The following is a 21,510-nucleotide window of genomic DNA, read 5'->3' as shown; positions in this document are numbered from 1 at the left end:
ACTGAAGTATTGGCTGAGCAATAACCTCAAAGATATTATCAACCTTACTCTAGGTTTATGATTTTGAACCAAAAGGCATATTACCTGAACGAAAAGCAGTTCTAAAATGATAACTGCTAAAAACAACAACGGATTAATATAGCATCACTCATTTCGCCACATGTAATGTGAAATCAGTGTTAACAAACCGTTGGTACCAGCAATCGCTACGTTGGTTCAACAGATTCTAGCAGCATATTCGCTGCGAATACTTTTGTATCAAGCCGGGCAATGTTAGTCCTAGGATATCAACTGATTTAAACCAATTATCAAATGAAAATTATTTCGAAAGTTCAAACACCAAGTTGTGATAAAAGCACAAGACAGATTTTCGGACTGTGTATGTTGATCCTTTTTTCAATAAGCTGTACTTCCAATACGATGAATGATAACAATCCTGAGGTCGAGACAATAAACGGCATGGTACGAGGCGTCTCTACTAATAATTATACGATCTTTCAAGGAATCCCATACGCCAAACCACCCGTAGGTGAACTTAGATGGAAGAGTCCGCAACCCATTGATAATTGGTCAGGCATCAAGGAAACTGTTAAGCCTGCACCTAAGTGCATGCAACTGGCGGCCGGACCTGGTTCCAAAATCGTTGGTAGCGAGGATTGTTTATACTTAAACATTACCAAACCTGCCAGCGCAAACCGTATGTCTTTAAGGCCGGTTATTGTCGAGTTACATGGTGGCGGCTTCCACAGTGGGGCCGGCGCGGAAATGGATGGAAGACGCCTGGCGGTGCTGGGAGATGTGGTGGTCGTTACGATCAACTACCGGTTAGGCGTGTTCGGTTATTTCGGCTATCCCGGACTAGATGGCTCAGGGAGCTTTGCGCTTCAAGACCAGTTGGCAGCTTTGAAATGGGTTCACGACAATATTAGTGCCTTCGGTGGCAACCCCCGTAATGTTACACTAATGGGGCAGTCGTCCGGTGCGTACAGCACAGGTGCATTACTTACCTCTCCGCTGGTCAAAGGGCTCATACATAAAGCAATTATACAAAGCGGTTCACCCATGATGAGCGCGCCGTTCGGAACAATGGTAGATGGCCTGGCGGTGCCTTCTGTTTATATATCTCAACAAGAGAACGAGCAGTATGGGAGTTTTATGGTTTCGACGACTAAGTTAGGCTGCGAAAAGGCAGCTGATCCATTAGCCTGCCTGAGGAATTTGCCTGCTAAAAAGCTTATGCCCATTCACCAAGCCATGATCGTACCAGCCTACGGTGGTGCTCTGCTGCCACAAAGTCCTGTAAAAGCTATTATGAAGGGTAAATTTAATAGGATACCGATTATCATTGGTAACACGCACGATGAGGAACTCGGAAAAGCAAGTGAGCCTTTAGACGAAAAAGAATTTGACAAGCGACTTAAAATGGCTTTTGATGATGATGCAACTAAAGTTAAAGAACGTTATTCCTCGAAACGTTATCAAAGCTTTGGAATGGCCTGGAGCGCAATAGTGACCGACCGTGTTTGGGTATGGCCATCACATGTTGCTGTTGCTAAAATAGCACCGTTAGCCCGTGTGTATCAGTATGAGTTTAACGATCCCGCCCCACCGCAGATACTTGCTAAAGCTTTTGGAATTGAAGCAGGTAAAAAAGGAGCATTCCACGGTGCGGACGTTGTTTATGCTTTCCCTTCTGATGAATTATTAAATAAAGAACAGACCAACTTATCGGATAATATAATCAGATACTTTTCAGCTTTCGCACGTAATGCAAATCCTAATGTAAGTGGTCTGCCAGAGTGGAAATCAAGCGTAAAAGGAGAACATCACACGCTCTTACTAAGCCCTGGAAAGAACGGTATTAAATCAGTTGATTACGTCAAAGAACATAACTTAGACCTATGGGATGCTATTGAATCGAAGCGAACAAAAAAGTAACATATCATTCAACTACAAATCAATTTGCTGCTTACCTGTAAAAAGCTTTAATTCTTTTTGCAGGTGGCTCGTATCATAATATCCATGTTGAATGGCTGTTGCGAATAAGCTATTGCCATCATGAGAATTATTTAAATCGAGATAAGCGTGCATGAATCTTTGCAGCCTGATATATTCTTTAGGTGTTAACCCTATGTAGTTGTTAAAATTTCTTTCTAACCACTTATAATTAACCTTTATCTTTTTAGATAGGTTATTGACGCTTACTTGTCCTTTGCATAAAATTACTGCATCCAGCACTTCCTCTAAAATCTTATTCGGTATCTTGATAGTGTTAAGTCTCTGCATATAATCCTCAATAGCTTGCAACTTTTGGTTGATTGAAGATTTCCCTTCCAAGAGTGTCAATAGTTGTTCTCCTCGAAGGCCCAAGGATGCTGAGAGGCTCCAAACCGGTTGCTTCCTTAAAGAGCCTGGAGATATTCCAAAAGCCTGGTAAAATAAAACTGGATTAAATCTTACGATCAGCAAACTGTCTGTCTCATCTAATTTATCAAAATACACTTCCTCCAGATATTGACTAGTAAGCCAGGCTGAATAGATCTTATAAGAACGATTCTTTTGTGAAACTTGAATATAACTATCTGAATTATAAAAGAATGCAATTGTTGGCGTACCATCATTAAAAGCCAATCTGTTTTTGTTAAAATCCTTACCAGTTATCCTGTAAAAATTCTCGATAAATAGCGACTTGTAAGCCTTGCCAAGACTATTAGTCACCCCACCTAAATGTGACTGTTTTAAGATATGACGAAATAATTCTATTGGCATAACACAAAGTTACTGGAAATAATATGTCTTATATGGATAATTTATGTCTAATTTTTACCATAACACCATTATAGAGACATAGAAATTTGTATAAAATAATACTTATGATACTACCTATTATGGCTTATGGTTCCCCTGTTCTGCGTCAAGAAAGTGTGGACGTTCATCCTGATTATCCAGGACTCACTGAACTGATAGCTAATATGTGGGACACCATGTATAATGCAACAGGTTGTGGACTTGCTGCACCTCAAGTGAATAATCCTATCAACCTTTTTGTCATTGATAGCAAGCCTACTTATGATGGAATGACTGCTGAAGATAAAGCCACATATTTTGATGGTGACCAAGGCGTAAAAGAACTGTTCATCAATCCACATATAACCTATTTTCCGGACCGGTACTGGTCAGATGATGAAGGATGTTTAAGCATTCCCGGTTTGGTTGGCTCGGTTAAAAGGCCGTGGCAAATTGCCATAGAATATCAAGACGAAAATTTCGTATCAAAAAATGCAATATTCAACGGAATGACAGCCAGGATGATACAACACGAATATGATCATTTAGGAGGCAAGCTTTATTTAGACCATTTGAGCCCGCTAAGCAAGCAGCTGATGAACAGAAAATTAAGCAAAATCTTAAATGGAAAATATGCTTGTAAATATCCATTAAAGCATGTTTAAGCTAAATGAGTTATAAAATAATTACAGCTGTTTGATACCCCTTAAATCACTTGTTAATTAAAAAATCATAATCAATGAAGCATCGAACCTATTTAAGCAGATCGACTCTTTCGATAATATTATAGCATTAAGCTAAGAGCTTAGTCAATACCTTTTATCTATATTTGCTATTTAGATATACAAACGAAACAGGAAAACTGTAGTTATATATAGATATTTTGATTGCGTCACTACGCTTCCCGAGATCATAAAACTGGTAATTTTAAAAGACGGGAACAAGTGCAATGCCTGCCGCTGTGCGGGCTTGCTTGTTCTGTCTTATGGGTATACCAGTACCTTTGGTCTCAGTTCAATGTCTTGTCCGCACGGCTGCAGGCCGGCAATCATCCCGCCACTCCGGCAAAGAATTAAACAAGATTCAATAACACAATTGCACTGATTTACCATTGAGGTAAGTTGTTGCACCTATTCCTATACCTTACTCATGAAGTCTTTTAGTGAACGCTTTTTTGATGCGCTTGAAAATCAGTTATCTGAAGCAAAAATTAATAACGAAACGATCATTGATCAGTACAGGCAGTCTATTCGGATATGCAAAAAGGCGATGTCAAAGCTCAAAAATTATATAAGCAGTTATGACTTTAAAGATCCCGAAGAAGAAATTCATTTTTTTAAGCAAGTCAAGCCTAAGTTTTACAGTAAATATATCTACTATATTAATATCTATAATTATCACATGAAGTTGCCACCGGGCGGAGGTGAGGCACTAAAACTCTACATTAATATTCACCTGACTGAAATAAAAAGCTTTTTCGATCATAACCTATCTTTCTATCAATACTACCGATCAGGTTCGACGCATCAGGATATTGAATACTTTACCCGCGGTGGATTTGATGTGCATCTGGAATTAGAAGATTTTGAAGAGGATGAGCAGTATTCAACCAGCCATGATTATAAATTATCGAAGATCATAGCAAACGAACGGTTACTTGAATATTATACTTTGGAACTTGCCAAGGCTAATGGAGAAGTTGCGCTCATAACTGATGAGCAAAAGTATTTTCCATTTAATCATCCGGTTTGGACTGCTGGCCTCAATGATGCAGTTGAACTTATCTATTCACTGAAATCTTCAGGAGCTATCAATAATGGCAACATTGATATCAGCGAGTTGGTGGGGATATTTGAATTTATTTTCCAACTAGAATTGAAAGAGTACTATCGAAAATTTATAGATATCAGCCAAAGAAAAAAAGATATTCCCGTTTTTCTCAATAAGTTGAAAGATGGACTTATAAGGCTAATAAATGATAAATTGAATCTTCTTGTGCTATTCTTGATCTTTTTTTTCCAATCCAATTAAGTATTTACCGGTCTTTCAATTAGGGAATAACACACCACATGTGTAATACCTTGGCATATAATACTTAAATGTGTCCTGACTTTTGTTTTGCCCGTCGACATGGTGTCACGGGATTAATTGAAACACTATGTTGGACACAATCTCCTGGCAGCAATATCTGACTGCCGTTATCCTCCTCAGCTTCGCCTGGTATGCCTATATAAGCATAACTTATTACCGTGCGGAACTATTGACCCTGCTCAAGATAAAACCGCAGACCAACGCAACAACACCCCCAGTGGCCAGTGTAACGCCATCTGTAATGGGTCAGGTTAAACACGACGATGCTACCAGTACCGTCGATGCTCAAACGCTGCTATTTAGCGAATCTGAAATACCTGATGAAGTTAGCGATCAGACGGTTCCTAAAGGGCCTGGTGATGATCTAATAGCAGAGGCAGAAACACTAATTACAGCATACGAAGACGTGCCGGACAAAATAGAATTTCTGTCTATGCTCAAATTACTGATCGACAAATACGAGGCCTGTTTCGATGAAATGGACTTACCATCTGTTGCCAAGCAAATCAAATCGTTCGCTCAAAGTCGCTTACCTTTTACAGTAACAGAGACAGAGTGGCCATCAATTCATTAATTCCCAAAATCATGAAAAAGCAAATAAAATTGATAGCTGCATTGCTACTGATCAGTATCACAGCAAGTGCGCAAGACGGCAACGCCGGTATTAACGAAGCCACAAATCAGGTGAAGAGTTATTTTGACACAGGCACGAACCTGATGTATGCGATAGGCGCTATTATAGGCCTTGTAGGTGCCATCAAAGTGTACAAGAAATGGAACGACGGTGAGCACGACACCGGTAAAGTTGCCTCGAGCTGGTTTGGCAGCTGTATTTTCCTGGTCGTTGTGGCCACTGTTCTAAAATCATTTTTTGGCGTTTAAAGCAGTCAATATGTTTACGATCAATAAAGGCATTAATAAGCCAATAGAGTTTAAGGGTTTAAAAGCACAGTACATCGGCTACTTAGGCGGTGGCCTTGTAACACTGCTGGTACTGTTCGCCATTCTATATCTAATCGGATTAGCGATTTACTTATGTATTCTGATCATAGGCGGTCTGGGCAGTGCACTCTTTTATAAAGTATTCGAGCTCAGCCATAAATTCGGCGAATACGGCCTGATGAAGCGCAACGCTAAAAAGTATTTACCCACATATCTGAAATTTATTACGAGGAGATTATTTTATGAAAAGGCCTGAACAAATTTTTCCGATATATAAAGTTGAACATGATACGCTGCTTTCAGCGCAAGGCGATCTGACGGTAGCATTTGAAATCATGCTTCCGGAACTCTTCACGCTTTCAAACGACGAATACCTTGCCTTTCACCAAACCTGGGTTAAGGCTATTAAGTTACTACCCCGTAACAGCATTTTTCATAAACAAGATTGGTTTATTGAAGATAAATATTCAGCGGTATTTGGGGACAAAACTTTTTTAAGTCACGCCAGTGAGCGCTTTTTCAATGAGCGGCCTTATTTAGCACATCGATGTATTATCATGTTGACCAAAAGGCCTGAGGACTTCAAAGTTATGACCAGCGCAACAAGCAGTTTGCTGCGCAAACACATCACCCCAAAGGAAAGTACATCAACCGAACTGTTTCGGGATTTTTTAGACAGCGCTGGACAGTTTAAGCGGATTCTGGATGACAGCGGCTTGGTTAAGCTTCGTCGTTTAAATAATGATGAGCTCTCCGGTACACTTGTTGCTCCCGGTATTTTAGAGCAGTATTGTTTCCTATTGAACGCAGCCGATGAACCTGCTTTGAAGGACATCCACCTAAAAGACGAACTCCGCATCGGTGACAACCATTGCCAGTTATATACGCTGGCTGATGCTGCAAATTTACCAGCGCTTTGTGGGCCGCGCATTACCTATGACCAATACAGCACAGACAAAACGAAATTCAGCACCGGCTTTGCCAGCCCGATTGGTGCGCTACTGAACTGTAACCACATTTACAATCAGTATCTATTTATTGAAGACAGTGCCAAAACCCTGAAAAAACTGGAAGCCAAAAAGCTGCGCTTGCAATCGCTCTCGGCATACTCCCGCGAAAATGCAATTGGCCGTGATGCCACACAGGAGTTCCTGCATGAAGCGATCAGCCAGCAACGGCTTCCCGTTAAGGCACATTTTAACGTCTTTGCCTGGACAGATGATAAGGACGAACTCAAAAATGTCAAAAACAAGGTCAGCTCCGCTTTGGCGCAGCTGGATGCCCAGCCTAAACAGGAAACAGACGGTGCGCCGCAGATCTGGTGGGCCGGTTTGCCGGGCAATAGCGGTGCCTTTCCAATGAATGATACATTTGATACGTTCGCCGAACAGGCCTGCTGCTTTTTTAACCTGGAAACGAACTACCGCAGTTCCATATCGCCTTGCGGCATTCGGTTAGGCGACCGCTTAAGCGGCAAGCCATTGCATGTAGACGTTTCCGACGAACCGATGAAAAACGGGATCACCACTAATCGAAATAAGTTCATTTTAGGCCCATCAGGCAGCGGTAAATCATTCTTCACCAATCACCTGCTGCGTAGTTATTACGAACAGGATGCGCACATTGTGTTGGTAGATGTGGGCCATAGTTATGAAGGACTTTGCGAATTTGTGGATGGCTACTACTTCACTTACTCGGAAGAAAAACCCATCAGTTTCAATCCGTTCTATGTTGGCGCAGGCGACACGCTGGACACTGAAAAGCGGCAAAGTATCAAAGCCATGATCCTGGCACTCTGGAAGAAGGAAGACGAGGGCGTGCAACGTTCCGAATACATAGCCATATCGGATGCCTTGTTTCACTATTATGAGCAATTAACCGGCTTTGCCTGCTTTGATAGCTTTTACGAGTTCCTGAAAGGCCCTTTCTATGAAACGATGAAGCAAAGCAAGGTCAAAGACCAACACTTTGATATTGATAACCTGCTGTTCGTTTTGCGTCCTTACTACAAAGGTGGTGAATATGATTACCTGTTAAACGCCACGGAAAACCTTGATCTTTTGCACCGTCGTTTTATTGTGTTTGAGCTGGATAACATTAAAGACCATCCGATCCTCTTTCCAGTGGTTACGCTCATTATCATGGAAACCTTTGTGTCCAAAATGCGAAAATTGCCGAAGGAAACGCGCAAAATGATCCTGATCGAGGAAGCCTGGAAAGCCATCGCCAGTGAGGGCATGGCAGAATACATCAAGTATCTATTTAAAACTGTGCGTAAGTATTTCGGCGAAGCCCTAGTGGTCACCCAGGATATTGAAGATATTATCAGCTCGCCAGTGGTTAAGCAAGCGATTATCAACAACAGCGATTGCAAAATACTGCTTGACCAGCGCAAGTACCAAAACGATTTTCCGAAGATCCAGCAACTGCTCGGCATCACCGATAAGGAAACAGCGCTGATCATGAGCATGAACAGGGCAAATGATGAGCGCTTCAGGTATAAAGAAGTATTCATATCACTCAACGGTCAGCTATCGCGTGTCTACCGGACGGAAGTGAGCCGTGAAGAATATTGGACTTACACTACTGAGTCTGCTGAGAAGGCCAAAGTAAAATCGTACAAGAAGAAGTATGGCGACATTCGCAAAGCCATCGCCGTGATCGTCCAGGAAGAACAACAATCAAAAAATAATGCCGCATGAAAAACAAACACCTCCTCGTCGCCGCCTTGCTGATAGCTGGCTGCGGTAAAATTTCCCATGATGGAATCTATGTCAGCCACATTGAAGGCGAATATTCTATTGTCGATGATACGTTGATCATCAAAGATTCCGTGGTCATTAATCACTCCGGTTACCAAAAGATCAGGAATGGTGTATTGCAGGAAAAGCAATTCAAAGCCAACAGCTGGTTACTAAAGAGTGCGGACGCGCCAGCAATGCATTTCAGCGGAGCTCAAATCATTTTAGGTCAAAGCACTTATACCAAATTGCCATGAAAACTATCAAACTACTGATCGTCGCGGCACTGCTCCTGGTGAGCACTTATAGTAATGCGCAATACCAGGTGGTTACCACTGTAGTCAAAAAGGTCATCAAGGCAATCGACCTGAAGGTTCAGCGTATGCAGAACAAAACTCTTTGGCTGCAAAACGCGCAAAAAACCATAGAGAATGAACTATCAAAGTTCAGGCTGGATGAGATCACCAATTGGACGGAAAAGCAAAAAAAGCTATATGATGACTATTACCAGGAACTTTGGAAGGTAAAATCCACCATCGCTTATTACCAACGGATTAAAAACCTCACCATGAAGCAGGTGTCGTTAGTGGGCGAATACCAAAGGGCCTGGAGGCTGTTTCAATCGGATAGGCATTTTAAACCTGATGAGATCATACAAATGCAGCGAGTTTACCTGGGCATTCTTGATGCCGCCGTCAAAAATCTTGACCAGATCATGCTAGTTATTAACCCAGGCAAAACGCAGATGAGCGATCAGCAAAGATTGGAAGCAATCAATCTGGCTGGTGACCGGCTGGATGAGAACTATAGTGATCTGAAACAATATAATCATCAAAACATGATCCTAAGTCTGCACCGCAGCAAGGACTTGAATGAGATGCAAACTATTAAAAACTATTATGGCCTGCATTAAATTGACAATACTTGCTTTGCTATTAGGCGGCAGCGCAAGCGCGCAAACCTTCGCAGAATGGTTCAGCCAAAAGAAAACGCAAAAGAAATACCTTATGCAACAAATTGCTGCCTTGCAAATGTACAGCGGCTACCTTTCAAAAGGCTACAAGATAGCAAAAGGCGGTTTAGGCAATATTGGTGGTTACATCGGTGATGAATTCATGTATCACGGCAACTACTATACGCATTTAAAAACAGTTAACGCCCTGGTCAAGAGCAACCCGCAGGTCAAACAGATCCTGCGCTGGCAACAAGACATAATCCATCAGGCAACAGCCATTAAAAGGCAAGACGGCCTGACTGCCAAAGAGCAAGTCTATTTGGGCAAGGTCACTAAAAGTCTGCTGACCGATTGCGACGCACGTTTGAATGATCTGGAAACGGTGATCACTAACAACAAAGCCGAAATGAGCGACGAAGAGCGAATACGCCAAATCGCCCTTATATGTAAGGCAATGGAAGATAATTACAAGTTTGTAACAAGCTTTAACATTCAGGTGAAACTATATGTCCGTAACAAGGCATTGGAAAAAAAAGATGCTAACCTTTTAACTCAATTGTATGAAAATCATTAGCCTGATTATGGCTTTGTTCGTGATAACGATCAAAGCACAAGCGCAAAGCGATGAGCTGCAACAATTGCTGCTCAACCTGGAAAAATTGACGCAGTTTAAAGCGATACTATCAGATATGAAAAAGGGCTACCAAATCTATCAGCAAGGATATGGTACCATTTCAAATCTCTCCAAGGGTAATTTCAATTTGCATAATGTTTACCTGACCGGCCTGATGGCTGTCAATCCTGCCGTACGTAACAATCCGCGTGTTGGCCAGATCATCGGGCAGCAAAGCGACTTGCTAAGTGAATACAAACGTTTTAAATCGCTGTTCCTCCAAAGCGGCACTTTCAATATTCAGGAATTAAACTACATTTCCAATGTGTATGACAAGCTGGTGAAGCAAAGCAATGACCAGATCGATGACCTGGCTAACGTGACAACGGCCGGAAAGTTACGGATGTCGGATGATGACCGGCTGCGGGCTATCGACCGCATCTTCACCAGCAGCACCGACCAACTGCAATTCCTGCGCTACTTCAACCGCAAAGCTGTTATTCTCAGTTTACAACGGAGTAAGGCGCTCAACGAGACAGAAACCCTGAAGCGGCTTTACGGACTAAAATAATCCCAAACATCATGAAAAAGAAAATAATCATGATCGCCGTATTGGCGATCACAGGGACAGCTTTGCCACAATTTGTGCTGGCAGACGGAATGGCCAACGACATTAACGGCCTGCAAGGCGTACTTAATAACGTATACGCCGAAATGCTGCCAATGTGCAGCCAATTGATCGGGGTTGCACGAGGCATCGCAGGTTTCGGCGCCCTTTGGTATATAGCTGCACGTATATACCGCCATTTGGCCAGCGCTGAAGCAATTGACTTTTACCCACTGCTGCGACCATTTGCGCTTGGAATGGCGATTTTATTATTTCCGACCGTCATCGGCGTGATTAACGGCATTATGAACCCAACCGTTGCTGCCACAAGTGGCATGGTCAAGAACTCTGATGCGGCGATCGCCAAGCTTTTAGCGCAAAAGAAAGCGGCAATTGAGAAAACGGACACCTGGCAAATGTATGTTGGTGATGACGGCGAAGGCGACCGTGATAAATGGTATAAATATACTCACCCTGACGACCCGAGCGGTGATAAGGAAGGTATGCTTTCCGGATTAGGCAATGACGTTAAATTCGCCATGGACAAGGCCAGTTATAAATTTCGCAACAGTGTCAAACAATGGATGTCTGAAATATTGCAAGTGGTTTATGCTGCCGCTGCATTGTGTATCAACACCATCCGCACCTTTTACCTGGTAGTACTGGCAATACTCGGGCCGCTGGTCTTTGGCCTGTCTGTCTATGATGGCTTTCAGCATACACTAACTACTTGGCTGGCAAAATACCTTAATGTATTTCTATGGTTACCAGTTGCGAACATCTTCGGCTCTATTATCGGCAAAGTGCAAGAAAATATGCTTAAAATGGATATTCAGCAAGTCCAGAATGCCGGTGACACTTTTTTTTCCGGCACAGATACGGCTTACCTGATCTTCCTACTCATCGGCATTGTCGGTTACTTCACAGTTCCTGCTGTTGCGGGGTATATCATCAACCCTGGGGGAGGCAACGGCTTGCTAAACAAAGTTACTAACCTTACGTCAATCAGTCTTAGCTCGGTAAAGTTGTCATCGTACGCTGCCGGAATCGCAGCCGGTGAACGAATATCGCAAGGCGCCCAAAATATAATAAACGCCCCTGGACTAATTACCGACGGTTACCGATCAGCAGGCAATAATGATGTCCAGGCAGAAAAACTAAACGGAAACTCTAAAAAATAAAGCTCATGTTTACACATCTCAGAAATATCGAAACCGCCTTTCAGCAAAACAAACGGATCGTAGCCCTGGTCATCCTGACAAGCGCAATTATCTCCATCGCTGCTATTTACTTCGCGTTCGCCGCTTATCAAAAAGCATCTGCGCATATCTATGTGCTGGCTAACGGTAAGGCGTTGGAAGCCATCGCTGCTGATCGCAAGGATAACATCCCTGTTGAGGCCCGTGATCACATCAAAATGTTCCATCATTATTTTTTTACGCTTGATCCAGACGAAAAGGTGATTGACGGTAATATCAATAAAGCATTATACCTGGCAGATGAAAGCGCAAGAAATCAATACAATGACCTAAGGGAGAAAAGCTATTACAACAACCTGATCTCGGGCAATATCAGCCAGCAGATCACGGTGGACAGCATCAGGCTGAACATGGACAGTTACCCCTATTATTTCAAGTGCTTCGCCACCGAAAAACTGATCCGCTCCACATCCACCATACACAAAATTTTGGTCACCCAAGGATATTTAAGAAACGTAACCCGATCAGATAACAACGCGCACGGCTTTTTGATCGAGCGTTGGGAAACAATTACTAACCGTGACACCAGCATCAACAGGCCATGAAAGCATTAATCAACCGTTTCAGCGACTGGTTCAATAGCCGCAGCAACACAACACAAGCCACCTGGTACGTTAGCTTTTGCTTGCTGTTTATCCTGGCTATATGGCTAAGCATTAGCTACATCAAATTTGATGCGCAGGTTTACCAAACAAATGTGCCAACAAACATAGGTAAATCATCAGGAGAATTACCCGATTCAATTACATCAAATAAATAATCATATGGAAAAGCAACGTAAGTTTCTATTGGTACTACCGCTCTTAGTATTACCATTCTTGACCATGGCCTTTTGGGCTTTGGGCGGCGGTAAAGCCGGACAAACAACGATTACGCAAACTAAAGGGCTGGATATCGACTTGCCCGAGGCGCAATTCAAAGAACAGGATCAAGCGAAAACCAAGCTGGCCGTTTATGAGGCTGCCAAGCGGGATTCCAGCCAGGACCCTATCAGTCCGGCCTTTCTGCAGTCCATTGGTATGAGTAAAGGCGATAGTACAATTGAAACAGCCCCAACCGCTGATGACCAGGCGCAAAAAATACACGCAAAGCTGGCGCAACTCAATCAACAGCTTAACCAACCGCAGCAAATTCAGCAGCAAGCCATTGGCTATGATGGACCGGAACCGCATCAGCTTAAACAGCTTAAAAAGATGATGCGTAACGTCAATAGTAGCAGTGCGGCTGATCCCGAAATGGCGCAGCTCAATCAAATGCTTGATAAGATCCAAGCTATACAAAATCCAACATCAGCCATCGTCAGTAAACGTGTGGCTAAAGAATCGGCCAAGCCATTTCGTGCCATTTCAGCGATCATAGACGGCAAGCAAAAGGTTGCCGATGGGGCAACCGTCAAATTGAGATTAACCGACACGGCTACCATCAAAAAACAGTTCTTGGCTAAAGGCCAGGAAATTTACGGCTCTTGTCAGATCACAAACCAACGATTGCTATTAACTATCCATAATATCCGTCTGGAAAAGCAAATCATACCGGTTGACCTTACCGTATTCAGTCTTGACGGGATGCCCGGTATACCTGCCCCCGAGGCGGAACTAAGCGGTGTAGCCGGAACCAATGCCGACCAAGCTTTGCAAAGCATGCAAATCCTGAGCATGGACCAATCTATTGGCGCGCAAGCTGCGGCAGGTGGTATAAATGCGGCTAAAGAATTATTTAGTAAAAAAGTCAAAAAAATCAAAGTCAAATTGCAGAACGAATACCCGGTTCTGCTAAAAATCAATCGTTAATTAAACAAAGGAAATCATGAACACACAGAATTTAGGTTACTTACAAAAGCAATTGTTAAACCTTGGGTTTGGCGAAGGCATAAACGCTGAACTTGAAAAACAGATCAAAACTAAGGCTGATAACTTCACCTTAAACACTACGCTGGAATACAATAAACAACCCGTAGACTTCACGCTTCATTACAAGGCGGGCGATAAAGGTGATATGTACTTTTTTAACAAGTATGAGGCGGCCTTGCAAGACAAGGACATGCAGCAAACATTTTACATTAATAAGGGAAGCGGCATCACCGCAAAGGAAGCCTATAATTTAATGGATGGTCGTGCGGTACATAAACAACTGGAAAACCTGGAGGGTGAGAAATATAACGCTTGGCTCATCCTCGATAGAGAACAAAAAAACGATAGTGGTAACTACAAACTTCGACCATTCACAGATAACTGGAATTATAAGCCGCAACGCGCGATTGACAAGCTAAACATTGTTGGCATTAACGATACCGGCGCAAAGGAAAAACTTATGAAGTCATTAGAAAAAGGTAATCGGCACCAGGTAACTGCGATTAAAAATGGGAAAGAAGTCAAATTATTTCTTGAGGCTAACCCCGCTGATCACAGAGTCAATTTAACTGACTACAAAGGACAGCCACAAAAACTTGATGACTACAAGAAACCGGAGTTAAAAACAGAAGTTAAAACTAATCAAAAGCAGGCGCAGACACAGGAGGCTGTGCCTGTAAAAAAGCCGCGCAAGGGCGTTAAGATGAAAGTCTGATTTGCTATCTTGCCAGCTTGAACTGGTCAACTTGCCAGTTTAATTGTGATAAGGTTTAGGTTGAAAGTCCCCGGCAGCGAGTGTTTGGGGACTTTTATTTTAAAGGATCGATGACAACATTCCAGGCAATCATAATTTACCCGGCGATACCATATATTTTAATTTAAAGGCCTTAGTAAAGTGCTGTACAGACGAATAGCCCAACTGGAAAGAAACTTCTTTTATAGTATGAGTTCTGCTTTCCAAAAGACGTTTAGCCTCTGATAAACGATATTCTGACAGATAGCCAAATACTGTGTTTTGATAGACTTCCTGAAAACCTTTTTTGAGTTTGAATTCATTTATGCCGCAAATTCTCGAAAGCTCTTTAAGTGATGGTGGTTCTGCTACGTGTTCGATCATATATAGGCGGGCCATGTTTATCCGGCTCTGATCAAATGTTGATTTGCAGACTAACCTGCTAGCAGGAGCTTCCTGTAGTGAGTGCAATTGTAAGGCAATTAACTCCATGCATTTTGCTTTCAGATAAATCGGTTTAACACTTTCGCCTACAGGGCAATTGATGATATTATTGATACACTGGTGCATTGACGGGCTAATTGGTCGCCCTTCAGACACCGGTTCAGCGGAGTTTCCAAGAATCACTTGCTTAGATAAAGCTATATGTGCAGAGTTGCCTTTTACAAATTTCGAGAAAGTATTCAGGTGATAATCTAAGCTCAAAAAACCGAAATTCTGGCGTTTGAAACTGGGACCGCCCGGACAAAGACGAAATAAAAAAAAGGCTTTGTTTGTTTTCTTGAAAATGGTAGACATTTCCGCTTAATGAATCACAAACCTCGCCGGTTCCCGAAAGTGTAAAGTGCATTTCTACGAATTCACCTTCCTTTTGGACATCAGTAGCTGCAAGATTTCTAAACCGCCAGTCGCCATATATAATTTGTATACCAGGGACATAAAGCTCTTGATAAGACAGATCGCCCATATCAAACCGCCCGAGCATTTTATTTTCAGCAAAACGATCCTGACCGTAAATCTTTGGAGCGTTACTGGTAATCCGGCCGGCATTATCAATATAGCAGTCGCTTGTACTTTCCAACATAATCCGTGCTTTATAAATGTTTATACCAGATATATAAATTGTTACAGCGTTAACGAAATACTTTTGCCAAAGTTAACCAATCGGACTAGTATTGAGACGGTAACTGGTTTAACTTAAACTTAATTATATGATCTATCAACTCGTTTTATTTGTGCATTCTTGGCTACGATGGGTAACAATTATATTGATGTCACTGACGTGGGTATTAAGTTTCGGGGGCTTTATAACGAATTTCTTGTTTAGCCGAAAAATGGAAAGACTATTTGTTAGTTTTCGTGTGATTTTTGGAATACAAGTGCTTATCGGCCTTGTGTTATATTTCTTGCTAAGCCCGATCACTACGTATTATCTATACAAGAACCTTGATCAAGTTGCCGGGCGTCCGCAAGCATTTTTTACGCTTATACATCCGATCGGGATGCTGATAGCTTTTATTTGTTGCAAGTCAGGTGAAAAGAAAGCTACAGAAAAAGCTACAGATAAGGAAAAATATAAATGCTGGTTGGTTTATATAAGTATCTCTTTTGCGATAGTATTGTTAACCGTTCCGTGGCCATTTTATCATCTTGGTAGACAATGGGTCATTTTATAGTAACAAAAGCCATCATTTCAAGTCTGTTGATAAAGAGGTCGTTAGGGGTTGGCCAATTGACGTTACAAGTTTACCTTTAACGGCTATCTTAACAATGAACCGACTATATCTATGTGGTTTTTAATCACTGGAAAGCTGCCCATTCGAAGTCCATCTTCTCCTATAAACTGACCAATTTCAATATTAATGGGCTAAAACGACTACATCTTTAACCAAATCGGCTACAGGCGAAAACCGATCTCTGCCGAACTTTGATGCATGAAAAACGGAATAGCAAACAAAGTAGTTGCCATCACAGGGGCAAGCAGTGGCATTGGTAGAGTTACCGCTGAGTTGCTTGCTGCGCAAGGCGTTAAAGTGATACTTGGTGCCCGTAGGGCTGAAAAATTAAAAGAAATCGTAGATCAGATCAACGGAAATGGCGGAGAGTCCGTATATGCCGAAATCGATGTGACCAGGCAAAGCGATCTCGCTAACTTAGCAGGTCTTGCGTTAGAACGATTTGGCCGGCTTGACGTGATGATCAATAATGCTGGCATCAGTCAACTGCAAAAAATGGAAGAATTGGATGTAGCCGGGTGGGAACAAATGATCGATGTTAATGTAAAAGGCACATTATATGGAATCGCGGCAGCTTTACCCATTTTTAAAAACCAGGGCTCCGGCCATATTATTAATGTTATATCTACCGCGGGCATAGCTATCGTTCCTACGATGGGCGTTTACGCTGGTACGAAAAATGCGGTGCGTACCATCAGCGAAGCGCTGAGGCAGGAGTCGCAGGGCCGCTGGCGGGTAACCGGTATTTCACCTGGGTTTGTGGCTACCGAGTTTGTAAGTAACATTAAGAACGATGCGATCAGAGATCAACTTCAAAAAACGGCTGATGATATTGCCTTACCGGCAGAGGCTGTCGCCAATGCCATTGCGTATGCCATTGAACAGCCAGACAATGTTGATGTCGGCGATATCGTTATCCGGCCAACTGTTCAAGGCTAGTTGACTATTAAACAGTAAAAGCAGTACGTAAGAAGATGGATGTTCTGAAGTTTAGTACGGTAAGTGATCTTATGCACCGGTTGGCACTAGCGCCACCAATGCATCCATTGATCGCCTTAGTTAATTATGACCGGCAACGGGTCAGTTTGTCTGACGCCGGGAAATGGTTCATGGTGGATCTTTACAAGATCACCTTTAAAAGAACTTTTCAGGGGAGTGTTAAATATGGCCCGGGAAGTTATGATTTTAAAGAAGGTGGCATGGCATTCCTGGGGCCGGGACAACTTGTACAAATGAGTGGCGACCCGAACGACTATGAAGGGTATGCACTCTATTTTCATCCGGACCTTTTAGCACATCATCCTTTAGCACAAGGCATTAAAAGATACGGATTCTTTGATTATACTGTTGCAGAGGCTTTGTTTCTGTCGGCGAAAGAAAAACAAGTAATAGAGACTGTCTTTGAGGCCATTGCTCTTGAGTTAGAGAATTTGATAGATCAGTTCAGCAATGATGTGCTTGTAGCCCAGTTGGAACTGCTGTTTAATCATAGCAACCGGTTTTACAACCGACAATTTCAAACCAGAACACCGACCCATCACGAACTCATCGCGAAAATGAACGCATGGATAAATAATCAACTGGATAACGGCGAAACATTGGTGAATGGTTTGCCGTCTCCGCAGGATATCGCTGCGTATTTAAACGTCTCGCAGCGTTATCTTTCGGATATGTTGCGCTCTATGAGCGGACTGACAACGCAACAACACATCCATCTGGCCCTGATCGAAAAAGCAAAATTATTGCTGAATCAAACTGACCTCAATGTAGCAGAGATTGCTTACCAATTAGGTTTTGAACATCCGCAATCTTTTAATAAGCTATTCAAGCAACGGACAAATGTTACACCCAATCAGTTTCGGCGCGATCGGCAGCCCGTCAATTAATGGAAAGTTGTTTAAGTCGGTCAGCAATCGCCTTTAGTAAACTTGTCGCTGCATCGCCTTTACCTAACACGGGATAATTTCCTTCCTTATCAGGTTCGAAAACATAGGGTTGGTCATTGATAAAGACAGAGATTCGGTAAGTGTACCCATAACGTTGGAAAGACGCGGGCAGTTCAAGCACTTTACTGGTGTATTTTACTCTAAGAAAAAAGGCTTGTTCGATTACTTTTGATTTACTCAAGATTTGTCACTATGAGTTGATCCTATATCAATTATCGGATCTCAAAAGTGTATAAACAATTTTGATCATATGATTATCAATAATATTCCTTTATATACTCATACGCCCTTTGAAATAACATTTCGTTTTTATGCAACTGGTATTTAAGTAAAGCTTTTCGTAAAGATTTTTGTACTTCTCTTTCACCTGCCGCTGTAGTTTGCCAACCGGGGAAACGCACTAAACGTACAATATCATCAATATCTTTTACAATACGCTCTACAACAGCTGGCGTTTCATCAGTTTTCAATTCCGTGAAAAGTTCTGTCAGTGCAGCTTGTGGTGATTTAGAAATGATCTCTTCTTCTAATTCTTTTTCCGCTTGCAAAGTATCTTTAGCCAGTTTACAAAGTTCTTTTACAAACTCAATTGACGTTATTAAGCCCTGCTCGGCTTTAGTTCGCAGGTCTTCCAGGCGTTCACTCAACTTTCTAAACACAGGATCGCCACTATGCTTTTTAAATCTTTTAGTAAGGATATCTTCGATTTTACGGGCTTCTTTGGGGTCTGGATTCTTGAAAATGCTCTCTATCGCATCTGCATCTAATACAAATTCTTCCAGATCGTGCACTTCGCCTACCGTAATGTGCGCGTGCATCAACCGCGTGGTTTCGGCACCCAGTGTAAGCCACAACAATTTCCCGGTATGATCTGAGGATGGTTTTACAGAGGCATATATTTGAGAAAGCCAACGATAGTCCAATTGATAGGGATCTAAAATTCTATCCGGCGAAAGTGACTCCCACACTTTCATCAACAACTTAAAGTCTTTGGCAAATGCGTCTTTTAGTTCATCGGTTTTGATGGCGTTTTGCGCCAGTTCCAATCCTTCAAAGCCTTCCACTGTTTTATCTATGCCTTCAAAATGCGCCAATGCATTTTGCATCAATCCGGGTAGCTTATCTTTTAGCTCATTCAGATTAGTTACTATGGATTGCATAGTTTTATCATCAAACTGCAAAGCTTTAGCAGCATCGTCGAAAATACCGAAGTAATCTACAATACGGCCAAAGTTTTTATTGGGATACAACCTGTTGGTCCGGCAAATGGCCTGCAGCAAGGTTACGTCTTTTATCGACTTATCCAGATATAAGGTCTGCAAAATAGGCGCATCAAATCCAGTTAATAGTTTTGCCGTAACGATGATGAACTTTAATGGCGAGCTGGCATCATTAAAAATATCTACAATTTTTTCCTGCTGCGATTTATCTACTGCCCACTTGTCTTTAAAATCTTTGGGATCATTAGCAGTGGTGGATATCACTACTTTGCTGGCATCCTCTGAAAAATATTTATCCAGCTCTTGTTTATATTGCACACAGGCGTAGCGATCGGGCGTGACGATCATGGCTTTAAAACCATGTGGTTCTACTTTTTCAGTGAAATGTCTGGCAATATCGGCCACTATTTTAGCAACTCTTTCCGGGGCTTTAAGGAACGCAGCCATTCTTGCCGATTTTTTGTTGAGTAAATCAGCGTCTTCATCGGTTAGTTCAGCATCCGATTTCAGCGTTTCAAAAGCCTCATCCATCAGTTCCTTGTTCAGATGCACATCTATTAACCTTGGCTCAAAATGCAAGGGCAGTGTTGCTCCGTCTCTGATAGAATCCTGAAAGGTATAACGTGATAAATAACCGCCAGAGTCAGTTTCGGAGCCAAAAGCCCAAAAGGTATTTTTGTCAGCACGATTTACAGGTGTGCCGGTCAAGCCGAATAAAAATGAATTGGGTAAGGCTGCACGCATTTGCCGGCCCAAATCGCCTTCCTGCGTACGGTGAGCCTCATCTACCAGTACAATGATATTGTCACGGCTGTTCATATTCGGTTTGGCATCCCTGAATTTATGAATCATCGATACAATAATTTTCCTTGTATCTCTCTCCAATAAGGTTTGCAATTCCCCAATACTGTCCGTAGTTACCACATTGGCGATATCCGCGGCATTGAACGTCCCCGAAATTTGAGTATCCAGATCAGTACGGTCCACTAAAATAATTACCGTTGGGCTTTTTAGCGCGGATGTATTCCGTAGTTTCTGGGCTGCATACACCATCAAAAATGATTTTCCTGAACCTTGAAAATGCCAGATCAATCCTTTTTTAACTTCGCCTTGCAGCACTCTTTCTACAATCTTGTTGGCTCCTTCATACTGCTGAAAACGAGGTAATATTTTAACAAGCTGTTTCTTTTTATTGGTACTGAAAAGGCTGAAATTTTTGAGAATGTCCAGCAAGCGTTCAGGTTTCAGCAAATCATTCATCTCTGTACCAACGTCATTCAGCCCGAGATACTTGATCACGCTTTCATCCAAATCCATTCGCCATGGCCCCCAAAATTGCAGCGGTGTACGAATACCGCCATATCCAAAAGTTTTCCCCTCGGTCGCAAAGCTTAAAATATTGGGAACGAACAAACCCGGGACGGCATTCTCATACACTTCCACAATTTCGTTAGCACCATCTAACCAAGTAACGGATGGACGAATTGGGGTCTTGAGTTCTCCGACAACCACGGGAATGCCATTGATAAATAATACAATATCAGGGATCTTTGTTTCCCGCGCATGTACCCTCAACTGGTTGGTAATGATATATTCGTTATTGGCGGGATTGTCAAAATCAATTAATTGAACTGGAATATGCTGATTGTTTTCGCCAAAAGGCATCGACTCATCGCCACACATCCATTTCTGAAAACTCTGGTTGGCTCGAACCATCCCAATTTGATTTACCGAAAGCAAGATGGCCCGTAATTTATAAATTACCTCATCGACCAGGGCCGGATTGGCAGCTATCGCCGGATTTAACCGCTGCAAAGCCCCGCTGAGTTTGTCCTCCAATAATATCTCGCTAATACTGCGTTTCAAATCTTGCGGAGCCACATATACCCAAGGTTTGGCGTATGGCACTTGTGGCTCTTGAAGTACAGGCTGTGTTTGCAGTTGAACACCAGAGAGTTGTTCTACTACATAAGCTTCTACGGTATTGCTTTCGTTAAATTTCATGTTTAGGTTTAGAATTTATGAAATCA

At 42.3% G+C, this 21,510-nt stretch carries 24 protein-coding genes; 19 read left to right on the top strand and 5 right to left on the bottom strand.

Going from position 1 to position 21,510, the window contains the following annotated elements; genetic code table 11:
• Positions 1 to 312: 312 nt before the first annotated feature.
• Positions 313 to 1,938 (top strand): carboxylesterase/lipase family protein, encoded by a 1,626-nt coding sequence (locus LT679_RS01930; RefSeq protein ID WP_232175224.1) that lies wholly within the window; start codon positions 313 to 315, stop codon positions 1,936 to 1,938.
• Between the two features lie 12 nt (positions 1,939 to 1,950).
• Here the strand turns inward: LT679_RS01930 and LT679_RS01925 are convergent, their stop codons facing one another.
• Positions 1,951 to 2,769, bottom strand: a complete 819-nt coding sequence (locus LT679_RS01925) for a helix-turn-helix domain-containing protein (protein WP_232175223.1) — start codon at positions 2,767 to 2,769, stop codon at positions 1,951 to 1,953.
• 104 nt (positions 2,770 to 2,873) lie between these two features.
• On the opposite strand from LT679_RS01925, the gene def reads away from it, so the two are divergent.
• From def to LT679_RS01850, 15 genes are all read left to right on the top strand, one after another.
• The gene (gene def, locus LT679_RS01920; protein WP_232175222.1) at positions 2,874 to 3,452 is read left to right on the top strand and encodes a peptide deformylase; all 579 of its coding nucleotides are present in this window, start codon (positions 2,874 to 2,876) and stop codon (positions 3,450 to 3,452) included.
• Positions 3,453 to 3,936: 484 nt separating this feature from the next.
• Positions 3,937 to 4,818 (top strand): RteC domain-containing protein, encoded by an 882-nt coding sequence (locus LT679_RS01915; RefSeq protein ID WP_232175221.1) that lies wholly within the window; start codon positions 3,937 to 3,939, stop codon positions 4,816 to 4,818.
• Between the two features lie 127 nt (positions 4,819 to 4,945).
• Complete coding sequence (locus tag LT679_RS01910) at positions 4,946 to 5,452, top strand: hypothetical protein (RefSeq protein ID WP_232175220.1); 507 nt, start codon at positions 4,946 to 4,948, stop codon at positions 5,450 to 5,452.
• A gap of 11 nt (positions 5,453 to 5,463) precedes the next feature.
• Positions 5,464 to 5,760, top strand: coding sequence for a DUF4134 domain-containing protein (locus LT679_RS01905; RefSeq protein WP_232175219.1), 297 nt, complete (start codon positions 5,464 to 5,466; stop codon positions 5,758 to 5,760).
• Between the two features lie 10 nt (positions 5,761 to 5,770).
• Complete coding sequence (locus LT679_RS01900; RefSeq protein ID WP_232175218.1) at positions 5,771 to 6,076, top strand: DUF4133 domain-containing protein; 306 nt, start codon at positions 5,771 to 5,773, stop codon at positions 6,074 to 6,076.
• Positions 6,063 to 8,522: a TraG family conjugative transposon ATPase gene (locus tag LT679_RS01895; protein ID WP_232175217.1), complete on the top strand. Its 2,460-nt coding sequence runs from the start codon at positions 6,063 to 6,065 to the stop codon at positions 8,520 to 8,522. Before LT679_RS01900 ends, LT679_RS01895 begins: the two co-directional genes overlap by 14 nt.
• Complete coding sequence (locus tag LT679_RS01890; protein WP_232175216.1) at positions 8,519 to 8,818, top strand: hypothetical protein; 300 nt, start codon at positions 8,519 to 8,521, stop codon at positions 8,816 to 8,818. Before LT679_RS01895 ends, LT679_RS01890 begins: the two co-directional genes overlap by 4 nt.
• Complete coding sequence (locus LT679_RS01885) at positions 8,815 to 9,474, top strand: conjugal transfer protein TraI (protein ID WP_232175215.1); 660 nt, start codon at positions 8,815 to 8,817, stop codon at positions 9,472 to 9,474. The genes LT679_RS01890 and LT679_RS01885 overlap by 4 nt, the downstream gene beginning before the upstream one ends.
• Positions 9,461 to 10,090: a hypothetical protein gene (locus LT679_RS01880; RefSeq protein ID WP_232175214.1), complete on the top strand. Its 630-nt coding sequence runs from the start codon at positions 9,461 to 9,463 to the stop codon at positions 10,088 to 10,090. Before LT679_RS01885 ends, LT679_RS01880 begins: the two co-directional genes overlap by 14 nt.
• The gene (locus LT679_RS01875) at positions 10,077 to 10,700 is read left to right on the top strand and encodes a TerB family tellurite resistance protein (protein WP_232175213.1); all 624 of its coding nucleotides are present in this window, start codon (positions 10,077 to 10,079) and stop codon (positions 10,698 to 10,700) included. The genes LT679_RS01880 and LT679_RS01875 overlap by 14 nt, the downstream gene beginning before the upstream one ends.
• Positions 10,701 to 10,711: 11 nt before the next feature.
• Positions 10,712 to 11,917, top strand: a complete 1,206-nt coding sequence (traJ, locus tag LT679_RS01870) for a conjugative transposon protein TraJ (RefSeq protein ID WP_232175211.1) — start codon at positions 10,712 to 10,714, stop codon at positions 11,915 to 11,917.
• Positions 11,918 to 11,922: 5 nt separating this feature from the next.
• Positions 11,923 to 12,540 (top strand): conjugative transposon protein TraK, encoded by a 618-nt coding sequence (gene traK / locus LT679_RS01865; protein ID WP_232175210.1) that lies wholly within the window; start codon positions 11,923 to 11,925, stop codon positions 12,538 to 12,540.
• On the top strand, positions 12,537 to 12,755 hold the full coding sequence (locus LT679_RS01860; RefSeq protein ID WP_232175208.1) for a hypothetical protein: 219 nt from the start codon (positions 12,537 to 12,539) through the stop codon (positions 12,753 to 12,755). Before traK ends, LT679_RS01860 begins: the two co-directional genes overlap by 4 nt.
• Positions 12,756 to 12,759: 4 nt before the next feature.
• Positions 12,760 to 13,785 carry a conjugative transposon protein TraM gene (gene traM, locus LT679_RS01855; protein WP_232175207.1) on the top strand — a complete coding sequence of 342 codons (1,026 nt, stop codon included), beginning with the start codon at positions 12,760 to 12,762 and terminating at the stop codon, positions 13,783 to 13,785.
• Between the two features lie 16 nt (positions 13,786 to 13,801).
• A complete protein-coding gene (locus LT679_RS01850; protein WP_232175205.1) occupies positions 13,802 to 14,560 on the top strand; it encodes a hypothetical protein in 759 nt (252 codons plus the stop codon).
• Positions 14,561 to 14,689: 129 nt separating this feature from the next.
• On the opposite strand, the gene LT679_RS01845 is transcribed toward LT679_RS01850, so the two are convergent.
• Positions 14,690 to 14,977, bottom strand: coding sequence for a helix-turn-helix transcriptional regulator (locus LT679_RS01845; protein ID WP_232175204.1), 288 nt, complete (start codon positions 14,975 to 14,977; stop codon positions 14,690 to 14,692).
• A gap of 232 nt (positions 14,978 to 15,209) precedes the next feature.
• The gene (locus LT679_RS01840; RefSeq protein WP_232175203.1) at positions 15,210 to 15,662 is read right to left on the bottom strand and encodes a hypothetical protein; all 453 of its coding nucleotides are present in this window, start codon (positions 15,660 to 15,662) and stop codon (positions 15,210 to 15,212) included.
• Between the two features lie 250 nt (positions 15,663 to 15,912).
• On the opposite strand from LT679_RS01840, the gene LT679_RS01835 reads away from it, so the two are divergent.
• The 3 genes from LT679_RS01835 (at position 15,913) to LT679_RS01825 (ending at position 18,200) form a co-directional block, all read left to right on the top strand.
• Positions 15,913 to 16,254, top strand: a complete 342-nt coding sequence (locus tag LT679_RS01835; protein ID WP_232175202.1) for a hypothetical protein — start codon at positions 15,913 to 15,915, stop codon at positions 16,252 to 16,254.
• 258 nt (positions 16,255 to 16,512) lie between these two features.
• Entirely contained in the window at positions 16,513 to 17,253 is a 741-nt protein-coding gene (locus LT679_RS01830) for an SDR family oxidoreductase (RefSeq protein ID WP_232175201.1), read from the top strand.
• 35 nt (positions 17,254 to 17,288) lie between these two features.
• Positions 17,289 to 18,200: a helix-turn-helix domain-containing protein gene (locus LT679_RS01825; RefSeq protein ID WP_232175200.1), complete on the top strand. Its 912-nt coding sequence runs from the start codon at positions 17,289 to 17,291 to the stop codon at positions 18,198 to 18,200.
• Here LT679_RS01825 and LT679_RS01820 read toward each other — a convergent pair.
• Positions 18,193 to 18,441, bottom strand: a complete 249-nt coding sequence (locus LT679_RS01820; protein WP_232175199.1) for a hypothetical protein — start codon at positions 18,439 to 18,441, stop codon at positions 18,193 to 18,195. The genes LT679_RS01825 and LT679_RS01820 overlap by 8 nt on opposite strands.
• 76 nt (positions 18,442 to 18,517) lie before the next feature.
• The gene (locus LT679_RS01815) at positions 18,518 to 21,484 is read right to left on the bottom strand and encodes a type I restriction endonuclease subunit R (protein WP_232175198.1); all 2,967 of its coding nucleotides are present in this window, start codon (positions 21,482 to 21,484) and stop codon (positions 18,518 to 18,520) included.
• Positions 21,485 to 21,510 lie beyond the last annotated feature (26 nt).

This window comes from Mucilaginibacter roseus (genome assembly GCF_021215455.1).
Taxonomy (GTDB): Bacteria; Bacteroidota; Bacteroidia; order Sphingobacteriales; family Sphingobacteriaceae; genus Mucilaginibacter; species Mucilaginibacter roseus.
Note: the sequence above shows the minus strand (reverse complement) of the source record. Positions and strands in the feature narration are given on the sequence as shown.